Below are 14,622 nucleotides of genomic sequence, written 5' to 3' on the forward strand. Positions count from 1 at the left end.
CGAGCAAGCCCGTTCCCAAATTTTTTGCGGTTCGCTTATTTCTCGACGAACGCACGCTCGATCAAGTAGTCACCCGGCTCACGCATACGCGGGGAGACCTTCAAACCGAAGCTGTTCAGCACTTCGCTGGTTTCATCCAGCATGCTCGGGCTGCCGCACAGCATGGCGCGGTCGTCTTCAGGATTGATCGGAGGCAGGCCGATGTCACTGAACAGCTTGCCGCTGCGCATCAGGTCGGTCAGGCGGCCTTCGTTTTCGAACGGCTCGCGGGTCACGGTCGGGTAGTAGATCAACTTGTCACGCAGGGCCTCGCCGAAGAACTCGTTCTGCGGCAGGTGCTCGGTGATGAATTCGCGGTAGGCGACTTCGTTGACGTAACGCACGCCGTGGCACAGGATCACTTTTTCGAAACGCTCGTAGGTTTCCGGGTCCTGGATCACGCTCATGAACGGCGCCAGGCCGGTACCGGTGCTGAGCAAATAGAGGTGCTTGCCCGGCTTCAAATCGTCGAGCACCAGGGTGCCCGTCGGTTTTTTGCTGATGATGATCTCGTCGCCTTCCTTCAAGTGCTGCAATTGGGAAGTCAGCGGGCCATCAGGCACCTTGATGCTGAAGAACTCCAGATGCTCTTCCCAGTTCGGGCTGGCAATGGAGTAAGCGCGCATGAGCGGGCGGCCATTAGGCTGTTGCAGGCCGATCATCACGAACTGACCGTTCTCGAAGCGCAGGCCCGGATCACGGGTGCACTTGAAGCTGAACAGAGTGTCGTTCCAGTGATGAACACTGAGGACACGCTCGTGGTTCATGTTGCTCATGTACGGGGGACTCCTGGAAATGGGTCTGCGCCAAATGATGGATGCGCAATTGCACAGCATTCTAATGGCGGCGACAATATCTGTTAACTGGATTATTAAGATAAGGGTTATCGGTTATATCGATATGCGATTTACTCTACGTCAACTGCAAGTCTTCGTCGCCGTCGCCCAGCAGGAAAGCGTCTCGCGCGCTGCTGGCCTTCTGGCCTTATCTCAGTCCGCCGCCAGCACCTCGATTACCGAGCTGGAGCGTCAATCCAGCTGCCAATTGTTCGACCGCGCGGGTAAACGCCTGAGCCTCAACGCCCTGGGCCACCAGCTATTGCCCCAGGCGGTGGCACTGCTGGACCAGGCCAAGGAGATCGAGGACCTGCTCAACGGCAAGTCGGGCTTCGGCTCCCTGGCCGTCGGCGCCACCCTGACCATTGGCAATTACCTGGCCACGCTGCTGATCGGCAGCTTCATGCAACAACATCCCGAGAGCCAGGTGAAGCTGCATGTTCAGAACACTGCGCATATCGTGCATCAGGTGGCGCACTACGAAATTGATCTGGGTCTAATTGAAGGCGACTGCAGCCACCCGGACATCGAGGTGCAAACCTGGGTGGAAGACGAGTTGGTGGTGTTTTGTGCGCCCCAGCATCATCTGGCCAAGCGCGGCCAGGCCACCATGGAAGAGTTGACCCATGAAGCGTGGATCCTGCGGGAACAAGGCTCCGGTACGCGCCTGACCTTTGACCAGGCCATGCGGCATCACCGCAGCGCGCTGAACATTCGCCTGGAGCTGGAACACACCGAGGCGATCAAACGCGCGGTGGAATCAGGATTGGGGATTGGCTGCATTTCCCGGCTGGCGCTGCGCGACGCCTTCCGGCGCGGCAGCCTGGTACCGGTGGAAACCCCGGACCTAGACCTGGCCCGGCAGTTCTACTTCATCTGGCACAAGCAAAAGTACCAAACCTCGGCCATGCGCGAATTCCTCGAGCTGTGCCGTTCCTTCACCGCCGGGGTACAGCGCAGCGACGAGATTGTGCTGCCGACCATTGCCTAGATCAGGATCACGGCCCAGACCAGGGTAATCATGGTCAGTGCGACAAACTGCGCGGCGCTGCCCATGTCCTTGGCGTTTTTTGACAACGGATGCAGGTCCAGGGAAATCCGGTCAATCGCCGCTTCGACGGCGGAGTTGAGCAATTCGACGATCAACGCCAGCAGGCACACGGCAATCAGCAGCGCCCGCTCTACCCGGCTGACGTTCAGGAAGAAACTCAGCGGGATCAGGATTGCATTGAGCAACACCAACTGACGAAAAGCCGCCTCGCCGGTGAAAGCCGCACGCAGGCCATCCAGGGAATAGCCCCCCGCGTTGAAGATACGTTTGATACCGGTTTGACCTTTGAAAGGCGACATAGAGTAGGCAACTGAGCAAAAAGGTGTGGGGAAACTAGAGCAAGCAAAGTCAAAAAAACGTGAATGAACAGCGTCTTAATGCTGCGAAATTGACTCAAGTTGTTGCAGGAGCAATGCAGCCTGGGTTCGCGTTCGCACGCCCAGTTTGCGGAAAATCGCCGTGACGTGGGCTTTGATGGTCGCTTCCGACACGCTCAACTCGTAGGCAATCTGCTTGTTCAACAGGCCTTCGCAGACCATTGTCAGCACGCGGAACTGCTGGGGCGTCAGGCTGGCCAGGCCATCACGGGCGGCCTTGGCTTCGTCGGAGACATTGATCTCTTCAAAGGCTTGGGGCGGCCAGGAGACATCGCCATCCAACACCGTGCGCACGGCTTTCTGGATATCTTCCATGGAGCTGGACTTGGGAATGAAACCGCTGGCACCGAACTCCTTGGAGCGCACCACCACCGAAGCCTCTTCCTGCGCCGAGACCATCACCACCGGAATTTGCGGGTATTGCCCGCGCAGCAGCACCAGCCCGGAAAAACCGTAGGCACCCGGCATGTTCAGGTCCAGCAGGACCAGGTCCCAGTCGGATTTTTCGGTGAGGCGGGTTTCCAACTCGGCAATGCTGGCGACTTCGACGAGGCGTACATCCGGCCCCAGGCCCAGCGTGACCGCCTGGTGCAGCGCGCTGCGAAACAGCGGGTGGTCATCGGCAATCAGGATTTCGTATGTGGCCATTGATTAAATGATCCTGTTTTTTATGGGGGCACTGATGGGTTCAGTGCTCGCCAACACGCAAGGTGGCTGCCAGGCCAGCAGTCACCAAAGGGCGCGCTCAACGTCAAAAGACGACGTATCCAATCTGTGACAACGCCCCAATCGGCGCCAAGCATGCCCAGCGTAGCCTGGGTGGTCAAGCGCTACGCCCGTGGCCATTCTAGCGGGCCGCGCATTTGCGCGGCCATCATGCAAAGGTCGGCTGGCCATGACACCTATAGATGAGGTGCAAGGCGAGTATGGACGACATCGGCCGGGTCCAGCGCCAACTGAAACTTGGCGGCCAGGTAGTGGGTGCTGAACACGTCCAGATAGGCGTCGAGCACTTCGCTGGCCGCCTGATCCTCAGCGAGCTCCAGGCACAGGGCCGCCACTTCGGCGGTGCAGAAATGATCATCACGCTTGGAGCGGCGCAGTTTGTAGCGCGAGAGTTGCTCGGGGGCCAGGCTCAGCACCGGCAAGTGCTCCAGGTATGGGCTCTTGCGGAACATCTTGCGCGCCTCACTCCAGGTACCGTCCAGCAGAATGAACAGCGGGCGCTTGCCCTCTTCCAGACTGACCTGGTTGACCACCCGCTCCGGCGCCACGAATTCGCCGGGAAAGACGATATAAGGCTGCCACTGCGGGTCGGCCAACAAGGCGAGCAACTCAGGCTCGACTTCAGTCCGTGACCAGGGGAATGCGGTGGTGTCGTTGATCACATCGGCAATCAGCCAGCCGGTGTTGCTGGGCTTCATCGGCTCTACGTCATGCATCAGCAAGCACATACCGGATTTGGCCTGGACCTTGGGCCGCCAGGCACACAGGCAATACTCAGGAATCACCCGGCAGTCGGGGCAGCGCTCGGCACGGGAGCCTCGCGCAACAAACGGTTTAACGGCGCGGGCCAGGCGCTGGGTGCGCAAACGGGAGACGGCATGGCTCATCGGGTGCGCCGCTGCATGAACGTGGAAATCGACACGGATAGAACTCGGGAAGGCAAAAGTTACCGCAGTTTACCAGAGGCGCCCTCGCCTACCTGCACTTCCCGGCAATAGGCTGGCCGTAGTGGCAGGCGGTCACCTATAATCCCGCGCCACTGAACGCACAGCGCAGTGGCTGGTCTATGCACCAGTAACCGAATCAGGAGAGTTTCATGCTGCGTCTTATGCCACGCCTTGTAGTTCCGTCCGTCGCCCTTGCGTTGGTGTTGCCCCTGGGTGCCCAAGCGGCCTCGCTGCTGGAGGCTCAACTGAACAGGAAGCTGCAAAGCGTCGCAGAGGAAAGCAACAAGAACTTGCCTCGGGAAATTGACGATAAAACCCTGGAAGTGGCCTACACCGTTGAAGGCCTGCAACTGATTGATCATCTCAGCGTACTGCCAGACCGCGCCGAGCAAATGCGTGCCAATCCCAAGGCGGTGTACTTCCAGCTGGGTCAAAGCGTGTGCCTGAACACGGGTTATCGCGAGCTGATGGCCAAGGGCGCGATCATGCGTTACGAAATCACCGAGAACAAAACCAACCGCCCGGTGGCGTCGGTGAAGTTCCAGGAAGCAGACTGCCCGGCGCCTGCGGCGGCGAAGAAGAAAAAGTAAGCGATGCCCCCTGTCGCGCGCCGCTGATCAGCGGCGCGCAATACGCCCCTCTGCACTCTGCGCCATTGCCCGCCCGCGGCACCGTCTAAACTCCCTCACAAGTGATCAATAAGCGATTGCCAGCCAAGACTTTATAGGCTCATGATCAATTCATCCTGAAAGCCTGGAGCATCGGGTTTTCACACAGTTCTGTAACATTTTCAGGGCAAAAGAGGGTTGCCCTCCTGAGCGTGCAGTGCAAAGGTTTTTAAACATAAGGAATATACAGAACCGGTTTCGCCCACCTCGTTAATCAGAGGCAACGACACATGCAGTGTCGTGGTCCCGACGAATTTCTCGCCGGCACCCAGGGTTCTGTGAAGAAGGAGAAGTTGAATGCCTTACGAACCGAATGAACTCCTGATCCGTCAATTTCAAGAAAACGGCACCGACCTCACGCAGCAGGTCGACGCACAACTCCACCTGATTGCGCCCAGCAGCCCGAACATCCCCCTTTATCGCGACATGATCTTCACCGTGTTGCGCATGGCCCAGGACGACCGCAGCCGCTGGAACGCCAAGATCACCCTGCAGGCAATCCACGAACTGGACCACGCCTTCCGGGTGCTCGAACAGTTCAAAGGCCGACGCAAAGTCACGGTGTTCGGTTCGGCGCGCACGCCAGTGGAAAGCCCGCTGTATGCCTTGGCCCGGGAAGTGGGCGCGGTCCTGGCCCGCTCGGACCTTATGGTGATTACCGGCGGTGGCGGCGGCATCATGGCGGCGGCCCACGAAGGGGCGGGGTTGCAACACAGCCTGGGGTTCAACATCACCCTGCCGTTTGAACAGCATGCCAACCCGACCATCGATGGCACCGAGAACCTGCTGTCCTTCCACTTCTTCTTTACCCGCAAGCTGTTCTTCGTCAAGGAGGCCGACGCCTTGATCCTGTGCCCAGGCGGTTTCGGCACCCTGGATGAAGCGTTGGAAGTGCTGACCCTGATCCAGACCGGCAAAAGCCCGCTGGTTCCAGTGGTACTGCTGGATGCACCGGGTGGCAGCTTCTGGCAGGGTGCCCTGGACTTTATCCGCAGCCAGCTTGAAGCCAATCGCTACATCTTGCCCACTGACCTCAAGCTGGTGCGCCTGGTGTACAGCGCTGAGGAGGCGGTGGAAGAGATCAATCAGTTCTACGCCAACTTCCACTCCACCCGCTGGCTGAAGCGCCAATTTGTGATTCGCATGAATCATCCATTGAGTGACCGTGCACTGGCCCACCTGCAGGAGGCATTTGCCAGTCTTCGCCTCAGTGGCGACTTCCAACAAATTGCGTACACCGGCGAGGAGCATGACGAACCAAGCTTCAGCCATCTGACACGCCTGGTATTCAACTTCAACGGGCGTGACCTGGGACGGTTGCGGGAGTTGGTGGACTACATCAACTTGCCGGAAAACTGGGCTCAGGCTCAGGGAAAAACGCAGCAGCGGGTGACGGAGACGGCGTGATTTGCCCCTGAAACGCAAAAAGCCCGCTATTTTCATAGCGGGCCTTTTGGGTTGTGTCAGGTAGAACGATGCGCAGGTTGGGGCAGCTGCGCAGCCCAGCGGGAGCAAGCTCCCTCGCCACACCAAGCCCCGCAATAATCAGAGCAACCATTTACCAGACGCAGCCTTCAGTCATCCATATCCCGACCGTTCAACAAGCGGCTGATCATCTCCATCGAAAACCCGCGATAGCTCAAAAAGCGACCTTGCTTCGCCCGCTCCCGCGCATCAATAGGCAGATGACCGGCAAACTTGCGACGCCAGGTATCTTCCAATTGTGCCTGCCAGTTGATGCCGGACTCACGTAAGGCGAGTTCGATATCAGCACGTTGCAGGCCACGCTGGCTTAGCTCTTCACGAATTCGCGCAGGGCCATAGCCGGATCGGGCTCGGTAGGAGACAAAACTTTCGAGGTAACGGGATTCCGACAGCAGCCCTTCTTCCGTCAAACGGTCAAGGGCTGCGTCGATCATCTCAGGATCTGCGCCGCGCTGACGCAGTTTACGCGTCAGCTCGACTCGACCATGCTCGCGTCGTGCGAGCAGGTCCATTGCAGTGCGCCTTACGGCGACGGGTGTATCGAGGACAACGCTCATCGTTTGCTTCAGATGTCAGTGTCGACTTCTTCTACTTCTTCAACCGGCTCGCGGTTGGCGGCGGCCTTGACGTCAGGTGCCGGGGTCAACAGCTTGTCGCGGATCTGCTTCTCGAGCGTAGCGGCAACATCCGGGTTATCCGCAAGGAACTTGGCCGAGTTGGCCTTGCCCTGGCCGATCTTGCTGCCGTTGTAGGCATACCAGGCACCGGACTTCTCGACGAAACCGTGCAGCACGCCCAGGTCGATCATCTCGCCGTTCAGGTAGATACCCTTACCGTAGAGAATCTGGAACTCGGCCTGACGGAACGGCGGGGCCACCTTGTTCTTCACGACTTTAACGCGGGTTTCGCTACCGACAACCTCGTCACCTTCCTTCACCGCGCCAGTACGGCGGATGTCCAGACGGACCGAAGCGTAGAACTTCAGCGCGTTACCACCGGTGGTGGTTTCCGGGCTGCCGAACATCACGCCGATCTTCATCCGGATCTGGTTGATGAAGATCACCAGGCAGTTGGCGTTCTTGATATTACCGGTGATTTTACGCAGGGCCTGGGACATCAGGCGGGCTTGCAGGCCCACGTGCATGTCGCCCATTTCGCCTTCGATTTCAGCCTTCGGTACCAGGGCTGCCACGGAGTCGACCACGATCACGTCGATGGCGTTGGAGCGCACCAGCATGTCGGTGATTTCCAGCGCTTGCTCACCGGTGTCCGGTTGCGAAACCAGCAGGTCGTCAACGTTGACGCCCAGCTTGCCAGCGTACTCAGGATCCAGGGCGTGCTCGGCATCGACGAACGCACAAGTGGCGCCCATCTTTTGTGCCTGGGCAATCACCGACAGGGTCAGGGTGGTTTTACCGGAAGATTCAGGACCGTAGATTTCAACGATACGGCCTTTTGGCAGGCCGCCAATGCCGAGCGCGATGTCCAGACCCAGAGAGCCAGTAGAGATAGCCGGGATCGCCTGACGGTCGTGATCGCCCATACGCATTACGGCACCCTTGCCGAATTGACGTTCGATCTGACCCAGGGCCGCAGCCAAGGCTTTCTTCTTGTTGTCGTCCATTAAAGTCCTCACGTAATCAATAAGGCCTGGCGGCCAACACCTGTATAAGTAGACAGTATTGTTCCACAAAGATCCGTGATCGCCTACCCCTGTTTTTCTATTTCTGCTGCAGCTCGTCGCAACAAGCCCTCTAGCGCGGCCTTTACCGTTTGTCGGCGGACCTCGTCACGGTTCCCAGGGAAGTGTTCAAGCTCGGTGGTGACCTCATCGCCCACGCCCCAGGCCAGCCATACGGTGCCCACCGGTTTGTCCGGCGAACCGCCATCGGGGCCGGCCACACCGCTGACCGCTACGGCAAAACGCGCCAGGCTTTTCTCCTGGGCACCTCGCACCATCGCCTCCACCACTTCGCGACTGACAGCGCCGACTTTGGGGAACAGCGCTTCCGACACATTCAGCTGTCGGGTCTTCTGGCGATTGGAATAAGTGACGTAGCCCGCCTCGAACCAGGCCGAACTCCCGGGAATCCGCGTGATCGCCTCGGCGATACCGCCGCCGGTGCACGACTCGGCCGTTGTGACGTGGGCATTGAGAACCTGCAAGCGTCGACCAAGTTCAGCGGCGAGTTGAGTAATTTCCTTCACGGTCATCTCCTGGAGTGGACGGGCATTTGCCTACCCTACAGGAGCCCATGAGCCATGCAAGTTACAAGAGACTAACGCGCGACGGCCCGGACATACGCCTGGCAGGCGCGCAAGGCAATCATTGCGTTATCGCCGTCGTCGGTGATGCCGATAATTCGTTGAGCATGCGCCGGGTCAAGTCGGGCTCGCGGGGCGCCATGAACCACGCTGCCGGGGGTGGCGGTGGCTGGCATTGGGCAGCCGCTGGCTGAGTCGCTGGCGTCGAGAAGGACTGACAACCGCACATCAGCAGTGGCCAGACGATCCCGCAGGTGAGCCTGATCACGCTGTGCATCGGAAAGCTCCCGGGTGTGTTGTTGGTCGCGGGCGCTGAGTTGTTGCTCCAGTGCCAGCCGTTTGTCCTGTTCCAACCGTTGTTGACGCTGAGCCGACAGGCTTTGTTGGCTCAGCGCTTCGGCGTGCAGCACCTCCAGGCGCTCAAGTTGGATGCCATACCGCCAAGCCTGTACCTGCCAGGCAATACCCGCCGAGACCGCCGCCAACAGGAAAAAGCCAAGCAGGCGATATGACGTCAGGAAGCCCATAGAACCGCCTTCGCCCGAGCCCACAACTGCATACGGTTTTCCAAGCCATTGAGGCCGCCATTGATACGCCGGGTGATGGTGGTGAACTGGTCCTTGTCAGCCAGTTCGTTCAAGCCATTGCTCTGCCAGAACCACGCGGCGGATTCGCAGGCCCATTGCGGTTGCTCCAGCAACTCCGGTTGCTGCAACAAACGCTCATCGCCGAACAACGCCTGGCTGCATGCCAGGTAGTTGCGCCGGCCGGTGATCTGGATCAGGCCACGGCCACGGTATTTCTGGCCATCGCCATCGGCTTCGGGGGTGTTGCCGAGGCGGGCGGCCAGGGTGCCGGTGTCGTATTTGCTCAGGTATTGATCACTGCCCAGTTCACGTACGTAGCGCAGTTCGCCGGATTCGTGGCCGATATGGGCGAGGAAGGCGGCGATGCGTTTGGGGGTGGTGATTTGGTGAGCTGCGGTAGCCGCATTTAAAGAAGCTAAAAAAAGGCCCGCTCTAAGGCGGGCTCCAGGCATTACTTGGATAAGTTGGGGAAGGGTTATCTCCATTGATTTCTACTCTCTCACGCCGACACGTTTACTGAGTAACAGCATCCAACCAAGGCAATACAACGGGCCGTTTGGCAATCAAGGGGAAGCTCTCAGCCTGGGGCCAGTCACGCAATGCTTGAGTGTATTTGAGCAACTCTTTGAACTGCTCAGTGGAAAGCGTCGTTTTCAATCCCATGTCCAACTGATCACGATGACGATCACTTACCCAACTGATGCGCTGTATTTCTGAATCACGCCACATGCGCTCATTTGCCTGGGCTTCAGCATCGGAAATGACGGGATCGATGTACTCCTGGCACTGCTCACCCGAATCAATCAGTAAACGCACTGCACGATAAACGTCCGGAGTTTCTGCTTCAGTCACATGGTAGGGATAGCCATCCAAGGTGACTAAGTAGCTACCGTCCTTTTTAAGATAAATGTCCTCTATGTTGTACTGCTCAGGACGTTGTTCGTTATCCATTACTGAATCCTCCATGCAAAACCGACACAGTTTCCATTACCTACCGCAGTGCCACCAGCTGCCACTCCGGCGTTGCCACCAAGCGCAGCCCCGTTACCGTTGTAATTGGCACAGAAAAAGGCCCACGTTCCGCCTGCTGGAAGCACACCGCTCCCCCCTATCAAGATCCATTGCCCAGCTACAGGTTTGAGAAAGCTGGAAGCTGAGAGCGCATCGGTAATCCCGTAACCCGCCAGCGTAGTAGCCACGTTCGCTTTACGCGCGGGGTCAAAATTCCCGGAAGTCCAAGCTGTCTGTGATCCCCACATGAGTTCGCCTGCAGAGTTCATCGCCAAAGACCTGGCAATTATCCCCCCCCAGTGAAAGAGCACTCTGGGTGCATATTCAAATCCGCTTTGGGTATTAGTAACTTCTTGGGCTTCTCGAATTTCAATGGCGCCACCCAGCCCATTACTCCAATCCCCCGGTGTTTCTGCAGATAAACTAACCCGCTGACGGCTGGTGCGGCCCACTACAAGGCCATCGGTAATCCCATATCCCGCCAGCGTGGTTGCCTTATCCGCCTTGTTTGTCAGATCCAAATTGGAAGCAGTCCAAACTTTCTGCCCCCCCCATACCATCTCTCCGTTAGCATCCATCGCCAACGCTTTCGCCCAGCGGTCCTTCCAATGAAACATGATTTTCGGGGCGTACTCGAACGTCAGCTTTTTGCTTTCTACCTGTTGAGCCTCACGAATTTCCAGCGCACCACCAAGACCATTACCGGTATCAGTCAAATCACTGGCGGACAAGCTAGGCCGTTGGTCTGTTGTACGTCCAACCAGCAGTGCATCGGTAATCCCATACCCCGCCAACGTCGTCGGTTTATTCCTCAACCTCAACCAATCACTCAAAACGCTCAACGCCTGCGCCAACTGATCGGTCTTCGTCTCGTCCGGCGCGATCCCCGCCGCCGCCAGCACATTCAAAATCTCCTGCGTAACCCCATTCCCCCAAGCCGCCGGAATCAAACTCCCCGGCGTCCCAGTCACCGGGTTTTCATCCACAAACTTGCCATTCACCAGCCCAACGCTGGGCACACTCTTTGGATAATCCACGCTTCTACCCTCTAGTCATAATTGATGTGCACCTGCGTATGAGCAGGTGCGCTGCGATGAATCAGGCACTCCAGGGCGTTCCCCGGATTGACGCCAAACCGCTCTCCCCAATAACTCGCCCCAAACCGCCGCCCCAGGTGCTGGCGGCCGCCGGTGTTGAGCGTCCACATGAAGTGCGCCTGCCAGGTGCCAAAATGCGCAGCGCCGAACCGTGAGCGGCCCATGCGCGGGGCGCGGAGCTCTGTGACACTGGCGTCGGGGTAGCCCTGGCTGCGGGCGATTTCGATGTAGTACGCGGCGCGCTGGCTGCCCACCGCCAACAGGCGTCTACGCACCGCCAGGCGACGGTCGTCGTACAGCGGGCTCAAGCCCAGGCAGGGATCGGGCAGTTGCATCACCCTTTCCCACTCCGGCACCAATTCGCTGACGGTCGCGGGGTCCATTTCGTTTTGCAGGTCGCAGGCCCGGGCGTCGATGCGTGTGAGTTCTTCGGCGATGCCTTTGAGCACCGTCTCCAACTGCGGCACGGTTTCCAGATCCCAGGCCGGACCGCTGGGCAACAAGGCGGTCAGTTGTTCTTGATACTGGCCGGCAGTTCTTACTCCAGCCATGTGATACCTCCGAACACCAGCAACTGATTCGTCGCCGCTGTAACGTCCGCCAACGGGTTTGCGAGGGTGTGATCGGTCTCGCCGGTCGCCGTGCTGATGGCTTCGGCGATATGGGTCAGCAACAAGGTGTCGCCCAAGCCGGCCTCGCGGTTGTGCAGGTCACGCAGTTGGGCCTCGACAGCCGCGCGCACGGCGCTGGTGTCAGGGGTCAGGCGCAGTTGGTAAGCCACCGGTTTCATCACTGGCGCTAACACATACACATCAGCGGTGACGGGCCGCAGCGGCTCGATATGGGCTTGAACCTGCGCCAGCTGCGCGGCATTGGGGATCGGCTGCGGGTCGTCGTCACGCATCACGAACACCCCCACCGTCCCCGGCCCCAGGTAATTGCCGCGACACCATGCGCGGGTAATGCCGGGCACTTCGAGGGACCAGGTCTCGTAATCCTGTGCCGAACCGCCCTGGGGGATAACGCGATAGGAGCGAATCACCCGCGCCCGCAGCGACTCCAGGGTTTCTCGCGCCACGCCGCCGGTCAGCCCCGGCGCCAGCACGGTAAAGGTCGAAACAATACCTTGCAGCGGCTGTACCGCAATCAGGCTCAGCCCGGCGTCAGCGTTGCCCAGGGTGCCGGCATCAATCGCTTGCACGGTGGCAGTGTTGAGGCCCGCATGGGTCGTGGCGGCAGCGGTGACTTTGAAGCTCCGCCCATCACTGCTTTGCAGCACCGTATCCACATCCAGTACCGCGCCCGCCGCCGCGGTAAAACTCACGCTGCCACTGGCGGCCACCGCCGCCTTGCGCGCCTGATTCAACCGCAGCGCGGCGATGCGCTCCAGGGTGGACTCATCCGCGGTATCCGGCAGGATCTGCTCAGCGATCCAATCGAGGTAACCGTACAGGCCGAACGCCGCACCACTGAGTGTGCGCGCCAGGACCTGGGCATCGGACTGGCGCAGCGAATCGCTGGCCAGGTCGCTTTGGGTGCGTTTGATCAGCACCGGCAGCGAAGGGGTTTCAAACGGCATAGATCACCTGCCAACTGTTATCAGGGTTGATGTCCAGGCGCTCGCCATCGGCCAGAGTCAGCTGCGTGCGCAGGTTGAGCCGCTGGGCGTCGAGGCGTTCACTGAGGACTTCGATGGCGCTGCAATGCCCGTCGTCGATCAGCCATTGCAGGGCCTCGCGGGCATAGAATTCGGCATCCAGTTGCGTCTGGCGGGTCAGCTTGACCCGGCGCAGCAGCCACAGCCGTGAGCCGATACGGTCGTCGGCCACGCTGGGGAAACTGTCGCCCCACCAGCCAAAGCGCTCGTCATCGTCTACTGCGTCGTCCGGCGCGGCACGGCGCCAGGTGAACAGGCTGATCAGCACCGAGCGGGTCAGGGCATTTTTCAGGTTGTCGGAGACAAACATCACTGGCCTCCCGCCGGCACGCCGGTCTGGCCGCTGCCGGGCTGTACGCCCACATGCACGTGCCGGATCTGGCTGATGCCGCCGGCAATCTGATCGCCCTGGGAGATGATCTTGCCGCTCTGGGTCAGGGTCGGCGTATCAATGTTCACCGCCTGGCTGGCGCGGATATTCAGGGTGCCGGTTTCAATGTCGATCACCCGCCCGCGCTTGAAGTGAACCTTGTCGCCTTCGTCGGTGTAGATCGCTACTTCGCCCGGCGCCAGGGACTGCAACCGATAGCGACGGTCAGCCACCACCAGCACGATGGCATGAGAGCGGTCCCCGCCCAAGAACGTGGCGATGCCTTCAGCACCGGCCAGCGGGTTGCTGGTAAAACCGTAGGGTTCGAAGTGCTCCATGTCGTCGTTCACTTCGCCTGCGGTCAGGCGCATTTGCAGCGTTTGCAGCTTGGTGGCCGAGTGGGCGAGCACGACAGTGCCGCGCGCCAGCAGGCGAGTCAGTAGGCTCATGGAAATTCCTTGATGGTTAAGCGGATGGCAACGGATTGGCATCAAAGGTGGACGGCGGCGCCACCTGCAGGGTGGTGATCGAACCTTGGTCAGAGAGCGACCAGGTGACCTTGGAGATCAGCATGTCCTGGTCAAATCCCAGCACCGGATCGATCACCCGCACCAACAGGTTGTGGCGCCACAAATCGCCGTTGGACTGCCGCCAGCCTTGCACGGTGTAGGTGGTGGTCAGGGCTTTTCCGGTACGGGTGGCGCGTTCCCAGTCGGCGCGTTGCTGGGCCAGCTCGGGGGTCAACTGCGTCGGTTCGCTGATCACCGTGACGCGTTTTCGCGCGGCTTTTTCATCCCGGGAAATCCCTGAAACCTCACTGACCGCCGCTGCACTTTTCTGATCATCGCCCTTGTGCTGGCCGAGGACGCGGTACTCGGAAAACACCGAGCCAAAGTCCATCGGTGCGTTAGCCGAAAGGATGTTCTTGCCCAGCTCCAGGCTGTCATTCGCACGCCCTGCACTACCGGGCAATGCCAGCACCAGGCGTCCGTCCGCATCGTCGGTGGAGAACACCCGATACAGCGTCAGCAAGCGGTCGATCGACTGGAATACCGTCTCCCCGGGCACGATGCTGTGGGTCTGCAAACGTGTGGTCTCGGCAATCTCGCTGTGCACCTCGACGCCATAGGCGGCCGTCAGCGCACGGACGATGCTCAGCACACTTTGCCCGCGCCACTGGCCGGGCTGGTTTATCGCTGCGCAGTCCACCAGGTCCTGCGTCACTGAACCGCCCTGAATACTCAGGCTGATCTGCTGGCCGTCGTAACTGATGGGCGCCTTGAACACAAAGCCGGTGAGCACCAGATCGCAACCGATGCGCACCTGGCAACGGGCGCCGGGCTTGATCGGCGCTGTCAGGGTTTGCCCGGGCCATTGCCAGGTGATGTTGAGGGTGAAGGTGCGAAATTGACGCTCCAGGTCGGCGCTGATTTCCACGCTTTTCCATCCGCCATAATCCAGGCCGTCCACGGTCAGGGTGACGGCATTGTCCAGCTCGTTCATGGG

Annotated in this window: 19 protein-coding genes; 3 read left to right on the top strand and 16 right to left on the bottom strand. The window is 59.6% G+C overall.

The window, feature by feature from the left end:
* Positions 1 to 35: 35 nt before the first annotated feature.
* Complete coding sequence (gene fpr, locus JFU58_RS05520; RefSeq protein WP_003189055.1) at positions 36 to 815, bottom strand: ferredoxin-NADP reductase; 780 nt, start codon at positions 813 to 815, stop codon at positions 36 to 38.
* A gap of 124 nt (positions 816 to 939) precedes the next feature.
* On the opposite strand from fpr, the gene JFU58_RS05525 reads away from it, so the two are divergent.
* Positions 940 to 1,866: a LysR family transcriptional regulator gene (locus JFU58_RS05525; RefSeq protein WP_003208633.1), complete on the top strand. Its 927-nt coding sequence runs from the start codon at positions 940 to 942 to the stop codon at positions 1,864 to 1,866.
* Here the strand turns inward: JFU58_RS05525 and JFU58_RS05530 are convergent.
* The 3 genes from JFU58_RS05530 to JFU58_RS05540 all read right to left on the bottom strand — a co-directional run bounded on the left by JFU58_RS05530 (position 1,863) and on the right by JFU58_RS05540 (position 3,916).
* Positions 1,863 to 2,225 carry a diacylglycerol kinase gene (locus tag JFU58_RS05530; RefSeq protein ID WP_063027508.1) on the bottom strand — a complete coding sequence of 121 codons (363 nt, stop codon included), beginning with the start codon at positions 2,223 to 2,225 and terminating at the stop codon, positions 1,863 to 1,865. The two genes, JFU58_RS05525 and JFU58_RS05530, sit on opposite strands and share 4 nt — an antisense overlap.
* A 75-nt stretch (positions 2,226 to 2,300) precedes the next feature.
* The gene (gene erdR, locus JFU58_RS05535; protein WP_003208636.1) at positions 2,301 to 2,951 is read right to left on the bottom strand and encodes a response regulator transcription factor ErdR; all 651 of its coding nucleotides are present in this window, start codon (positions 2,949 to 2,951) and stop codon (positions 2,301 to 2,303) included.
* Between the two features lie 254 nt (positions 2,952 to 3,205).
* Entirely contained in the window at positions 3,206 to 3,916 is a 711-nt protein-coding gene (locus JFU58_RS05540) for a tRNA-uridine aminocarboxypropyltransferase (protein WP_177027011.1), read from the bottom strand.
* A 209-nt stretch (positions 3,917 to 4,125) separates the two neighbouring features.
* On the opposite strand from JFU58_RS05540, the gene JFU58_RS05545 reads away from it, so the two are divergent.
* Together JFU58_RS05545 and JFU58_RS05550 are read left to right on the top strand one after the other, a co-directional pair.
* The gene (locus JFU58_RS05545; protein ID WP_017480169.1) at positions 4,126 to 4,566 is read left to right on the top strand and encodes a PA3611 family quorum-sensing-regulated virulence factor; all 441 of its coding nucleotides are present in this window, start codon (positions 4,126 to 4,128) and stop codon (positions 4,564 to 4,566) included.
* Between the two features lie 375 nt (positions 4,567 to 4,941).
* On the top strand, positions 4,942 to 6,051 hold the full coding sequence (locus JFU58_RS05550) for an LOG family protein (RefSeq protein WP_201140015.1): 1,110 nt from the start codon (positions 4,942 to 4,944) through the stop codon (positions 6,049 to 6,051).
* Positions 6,052 to 6,218: 167 nt separating this feature from the next.
* Here the strand turns inward: JFU58_RS05550 and recX are convergent, their stop codons facing one another.
* The 12 genes from recX to JFU58_RS05610 form a co-directional block, all read right to left on the bottom strand.
* Positions 6,219 to 6,686: a recombination regulator RecX gene (gene recX / locus JFU58_RS05555; RefSeq protein ID WP_201140017.1), complete on the bottom strand. Its 468-nt coding sequence runs from the start codon at positions 6,684 to 6,686 to the stop codon at positions 6,219 to 6,221.
* Between the two features lie 8 nt (positions 6,687 to 6,694).
* Positions 6,695 to 7,753, bottom strand: coding sequence for a recombinase RecA (recA, locus tag JFU58_RS05560; RefSeq protein ID WP_003208645.1), 1,059 nt, complete (start codon positions 7,751 to 7,753; stop codon positions 6,695 to 6,697).
* Positions 7,754 to 7,836: 83 nt separating this feature from the next.
* Positions 7,837 to 8,337, bottom strand: coding sequence for a CinA family protein (locus JFU58_RS05565; RefSeq protein WP_063033904.1), 501 nt, complete (start codon positions 8,335 to 8,337; stop codon positions 7,837 to 7,839).
* 71 nt (positions 8,338 to 8,408) lie between these two features.
* Positions 8,409 to 8,921 carry a lysis system i-spanin subunit Rz gene (locus JFU58_RS05570; RefSeq protein WP_177070520.1) on the bottom strand — a complete coding sequence of 171 codons (513 nt, stop codon included), beginning with the start codon at positions 8,919 to 8,921 and terminating at the stop codon, positions 8,409 to 8,411.
* Complete coding sequence (locus JFU58_RS05575) at positions 8,909 to 9,466, bottom strand: glycoside hydrolase family 19 protein (RefSeq protein ID WP_201140019.1); 558 nt, start codon at positions 9,464 to 9,466, stop codon at positions 8,909 to 8,911. The genes JFU58_RS05570 and JFU58_RS05575 overlap by 13 nt, the downstream gene beginning before the upstream one ends.
* Positions 9,467 to 9,494: 28 nt before the next feature.
* Positions 9,495 to 9,932 carry a phage tail assembly chaperone gene (locus tag JFU58_RS05580; protein WP_157721310.1) on the bottom strand — a complete coding sequence of 146 codons (438 nt, stop codon included), beginning with the start codon at positions 9,930 to 9,932 and terminating at the stop codon, positions 9,495 to 9,497.
* Positions 9,932 to 11,029: a hypothetical protein gene (locus tag JFU58_RS32190; RefSeq protein ID WP_231988829.1), complete on the bottom strand. Its 1,098-nt coding sequence runs from the start codon at positions 11,027 to 11,029 to the stop codon at positions 9,932 to 9,934. Before JFU58_RS32190 ends, JFU58_RS05580 begins: the two co-directional genes overlap by 1 nt.
* Before the next feature lie 11 nt (positions 11,030 to 11,040).
* Positions 11,041 to 11,640, bottom strand: a complete 600-nt coding sequence (locus tag JFU58_RS05590) for a YmfQ family protein (RefSeq protein WP_201140021.1) — start codon at positions 11,638 to 11,640, stop codon at positions 11,041 to 11,043.
* A complete protein-coding gene (locus JFU58_RS05595; protein WP_201140023.1) occupies positions 11,628 to 12,668 on the bottom strand; it encodes a baseplate J/gp47 family protein in 1,041 nt (346 codons plus the stop codon). The genes JFU58_RS05590 and JFU58_RS05595 overlap by 13 nt, the downstream gene beginning before the upstream one ends.
* The gene (locus JFU58_RS05600; protein ID WP_010170074.1) at positions 12,658 to 13,056 is read right to left on the bottom strand and encodes a phage GP46 family protein; all 399 of its coding nucleotides are present in this window, start codon (positions 13,054 to 13,056) and stop codon (positions 12,658 to 12,660) included. Before JFU58_RS05600 ends, JFU58_RS05595 begins: the two co-directional genes overlap by 11 nt.
* Positions 13,056 to 13,565 carry a phage baseplate assembly protein V gene (locus JFU58_RS05605; protein WP_201140025.1) on the bottom strand — a complete coding sequence of 170 codons (510 nt, stop codon included), beginning with the start codon at positions 13,563 to 13,565 and terminating at the stop codon, positions 13,056 to 13,058. Before JFU58_RS05605 ends, JFU58_RS05600 begins: the two co-directional genes overlap by 1 nt.
* A gap of 16 nt (positions 13,566 to 13,581) precedes the next feature.
* Positions 13,582 to 14,619: a phage baseplate assembly protein gene (locus JFU58_RS05610; protein WP_201140027.1), complete on the bottom strand. Its 1,038-nt coding sequence runs from the start codon at positions 14,617 to 14,619 to the stop codon at positions 13,582 to 13,584.
* Positions 14,620 to 14,622 lie beyond the last annotated feature (3 nt).

The sequence above is a fragment of the Pseudomonas sp. TH34 genome (assembly GCF_016650865.1).
Classification (GTDB): domain Bacteria; phylum Pseudomonadota; class Gammaproteobacteria; order Pseudomonadales; family Pseudomonadaceae; genus Aquipseudomonas; species Aquipseudomonas yamanorum.

What these genes read in the sequence shown, in the direction of transcription:
- erdR (WP_003208636.1), bottom strand. Translation starts at nt 2,951, where the DNA reads ATGGCCACATACGAAATCCTGATTGCCGATGACCACCCGCTGTTTCGC.
- recA (WP_003208645.1), bottom strand. Translation starts at nt 7,753, where the DNA reads ATGGACGACAACAAGAAGAAAGCCTTGGCTGCGGCCCTGGGTCAGATC.
- JFU58_RS05590 (WP_201140021.1), bottom strand. Translation starts at nt 11,640, where the DNA reads ATGGCTGGAGTAAGAACTGCCGGCCAGTATCAAGAACAACTGACCGCC.
- recX (WP_201140017.1), bottom strand. Translation starts at nt 6,686, where the DNA reads ATGAGCGTTGTCCTCGATACACCCGTCGCCGTAAGGCGCACTGCAATG.
- fpr (WP_003189055.1), bottom strand. Translation starts at nt 815, where the DNA reads ATGAGCAACATGAACCACGAGCGTGTCCTCAGTGTTCATCACTGGAAC.
- JFU58_RS05595 (WP_201140023.1), bottom strand. Translation starts at nt 12,668, where the DNA reads ATGCCGTTTGAAACCCCTTCGCTGCCGGTGCTGATCAAACGCACCCAA.
- JFU58_RS05605 (WP_201140025.1), bottom strand. Translation starts at nt 13,565, where the DNA reads ATGAGCCTACTGACTCGCCTGCTGGCGCGCGGCACTGTCGTGCTCGCC.
- JFU58_RS05580 (WP_157721310.1), bottom strand. Translation starts at nt 9,932, where the DNA reads ATGGATAACGAACAACGTCCTGAGCAGTACAACATAGAGGACATTTAT.
- JFU58_RS05570 (WP_177070520.1), bottom strand. Translation starts at nt 8,921, where the DNA reads ATGGGCTTCCTGACGTCATATCGCCTGCTTGGCTTTTTCCTGTTGGCG.
- JFU58_RS05545 (WP_017480169.1), top strand. Translation starts at nt 4,126, where the DNA reads ATGCTGCGTCTTATGCCACGCCTTGTAGTTCCGTCCGTCGCCCTTGCG.
- JFU58_RS05530 (WP_063027508.1), bottom strand. Translation starts at nt 2,225, where the DNA reads ATGTCGCCTTTCAAAGGTCAAACCGGTATCAAACGTATCTTCAACGCG.
- JFU58_RS05550 (WP_201140015.1), top strand. Translation starts at nt 4,942, where the DNA reads ATGCCTTACGAACCGAATGAACTCCTGATCCGTCAATTTCAAGAAAAC.
- JFU58_RS05600 (WP_010170074.1), bottom strand. Translation starts at nt 13,056, where the DNA reads ATGTTTGTCTCCGACAACCTGAAAAATGCCCTGACCCGCTCGGTGCTG.
- JFU58_RS05540 (WP_177027011.1), bottom strand. Translation starts at nt 3,916, where the DNA reads ATGAGCCATGCCGTCTCCCGTTTGCGCACCCAGCGCCTGGCCCGCGCC.
- JFU58_RS05610 (WP_201140027.1), bottom strand. Translation starts at nt 14,619, where the DNA reads ATGAACGAGCTGGACAATGCCGTCACCCTGACCGTGGACGGCCTGGAT.
- JFU58_RS05525 (WP_003208633.1), top strand. Translation starts at nt 940, where the DNA reads ATGCGATTTACTCTACGTCAACTGCAAGTCTTCGTCGCCGTCGCCCAG.
- JFU58_RS05575 (WP_201140019.1), bottom strand. Translation starts at nt 9,466, where the DNA reads ATGGAGATAACCCTTCCCCAACTTATCCAAGTAATGCCTGGAGCCCGC.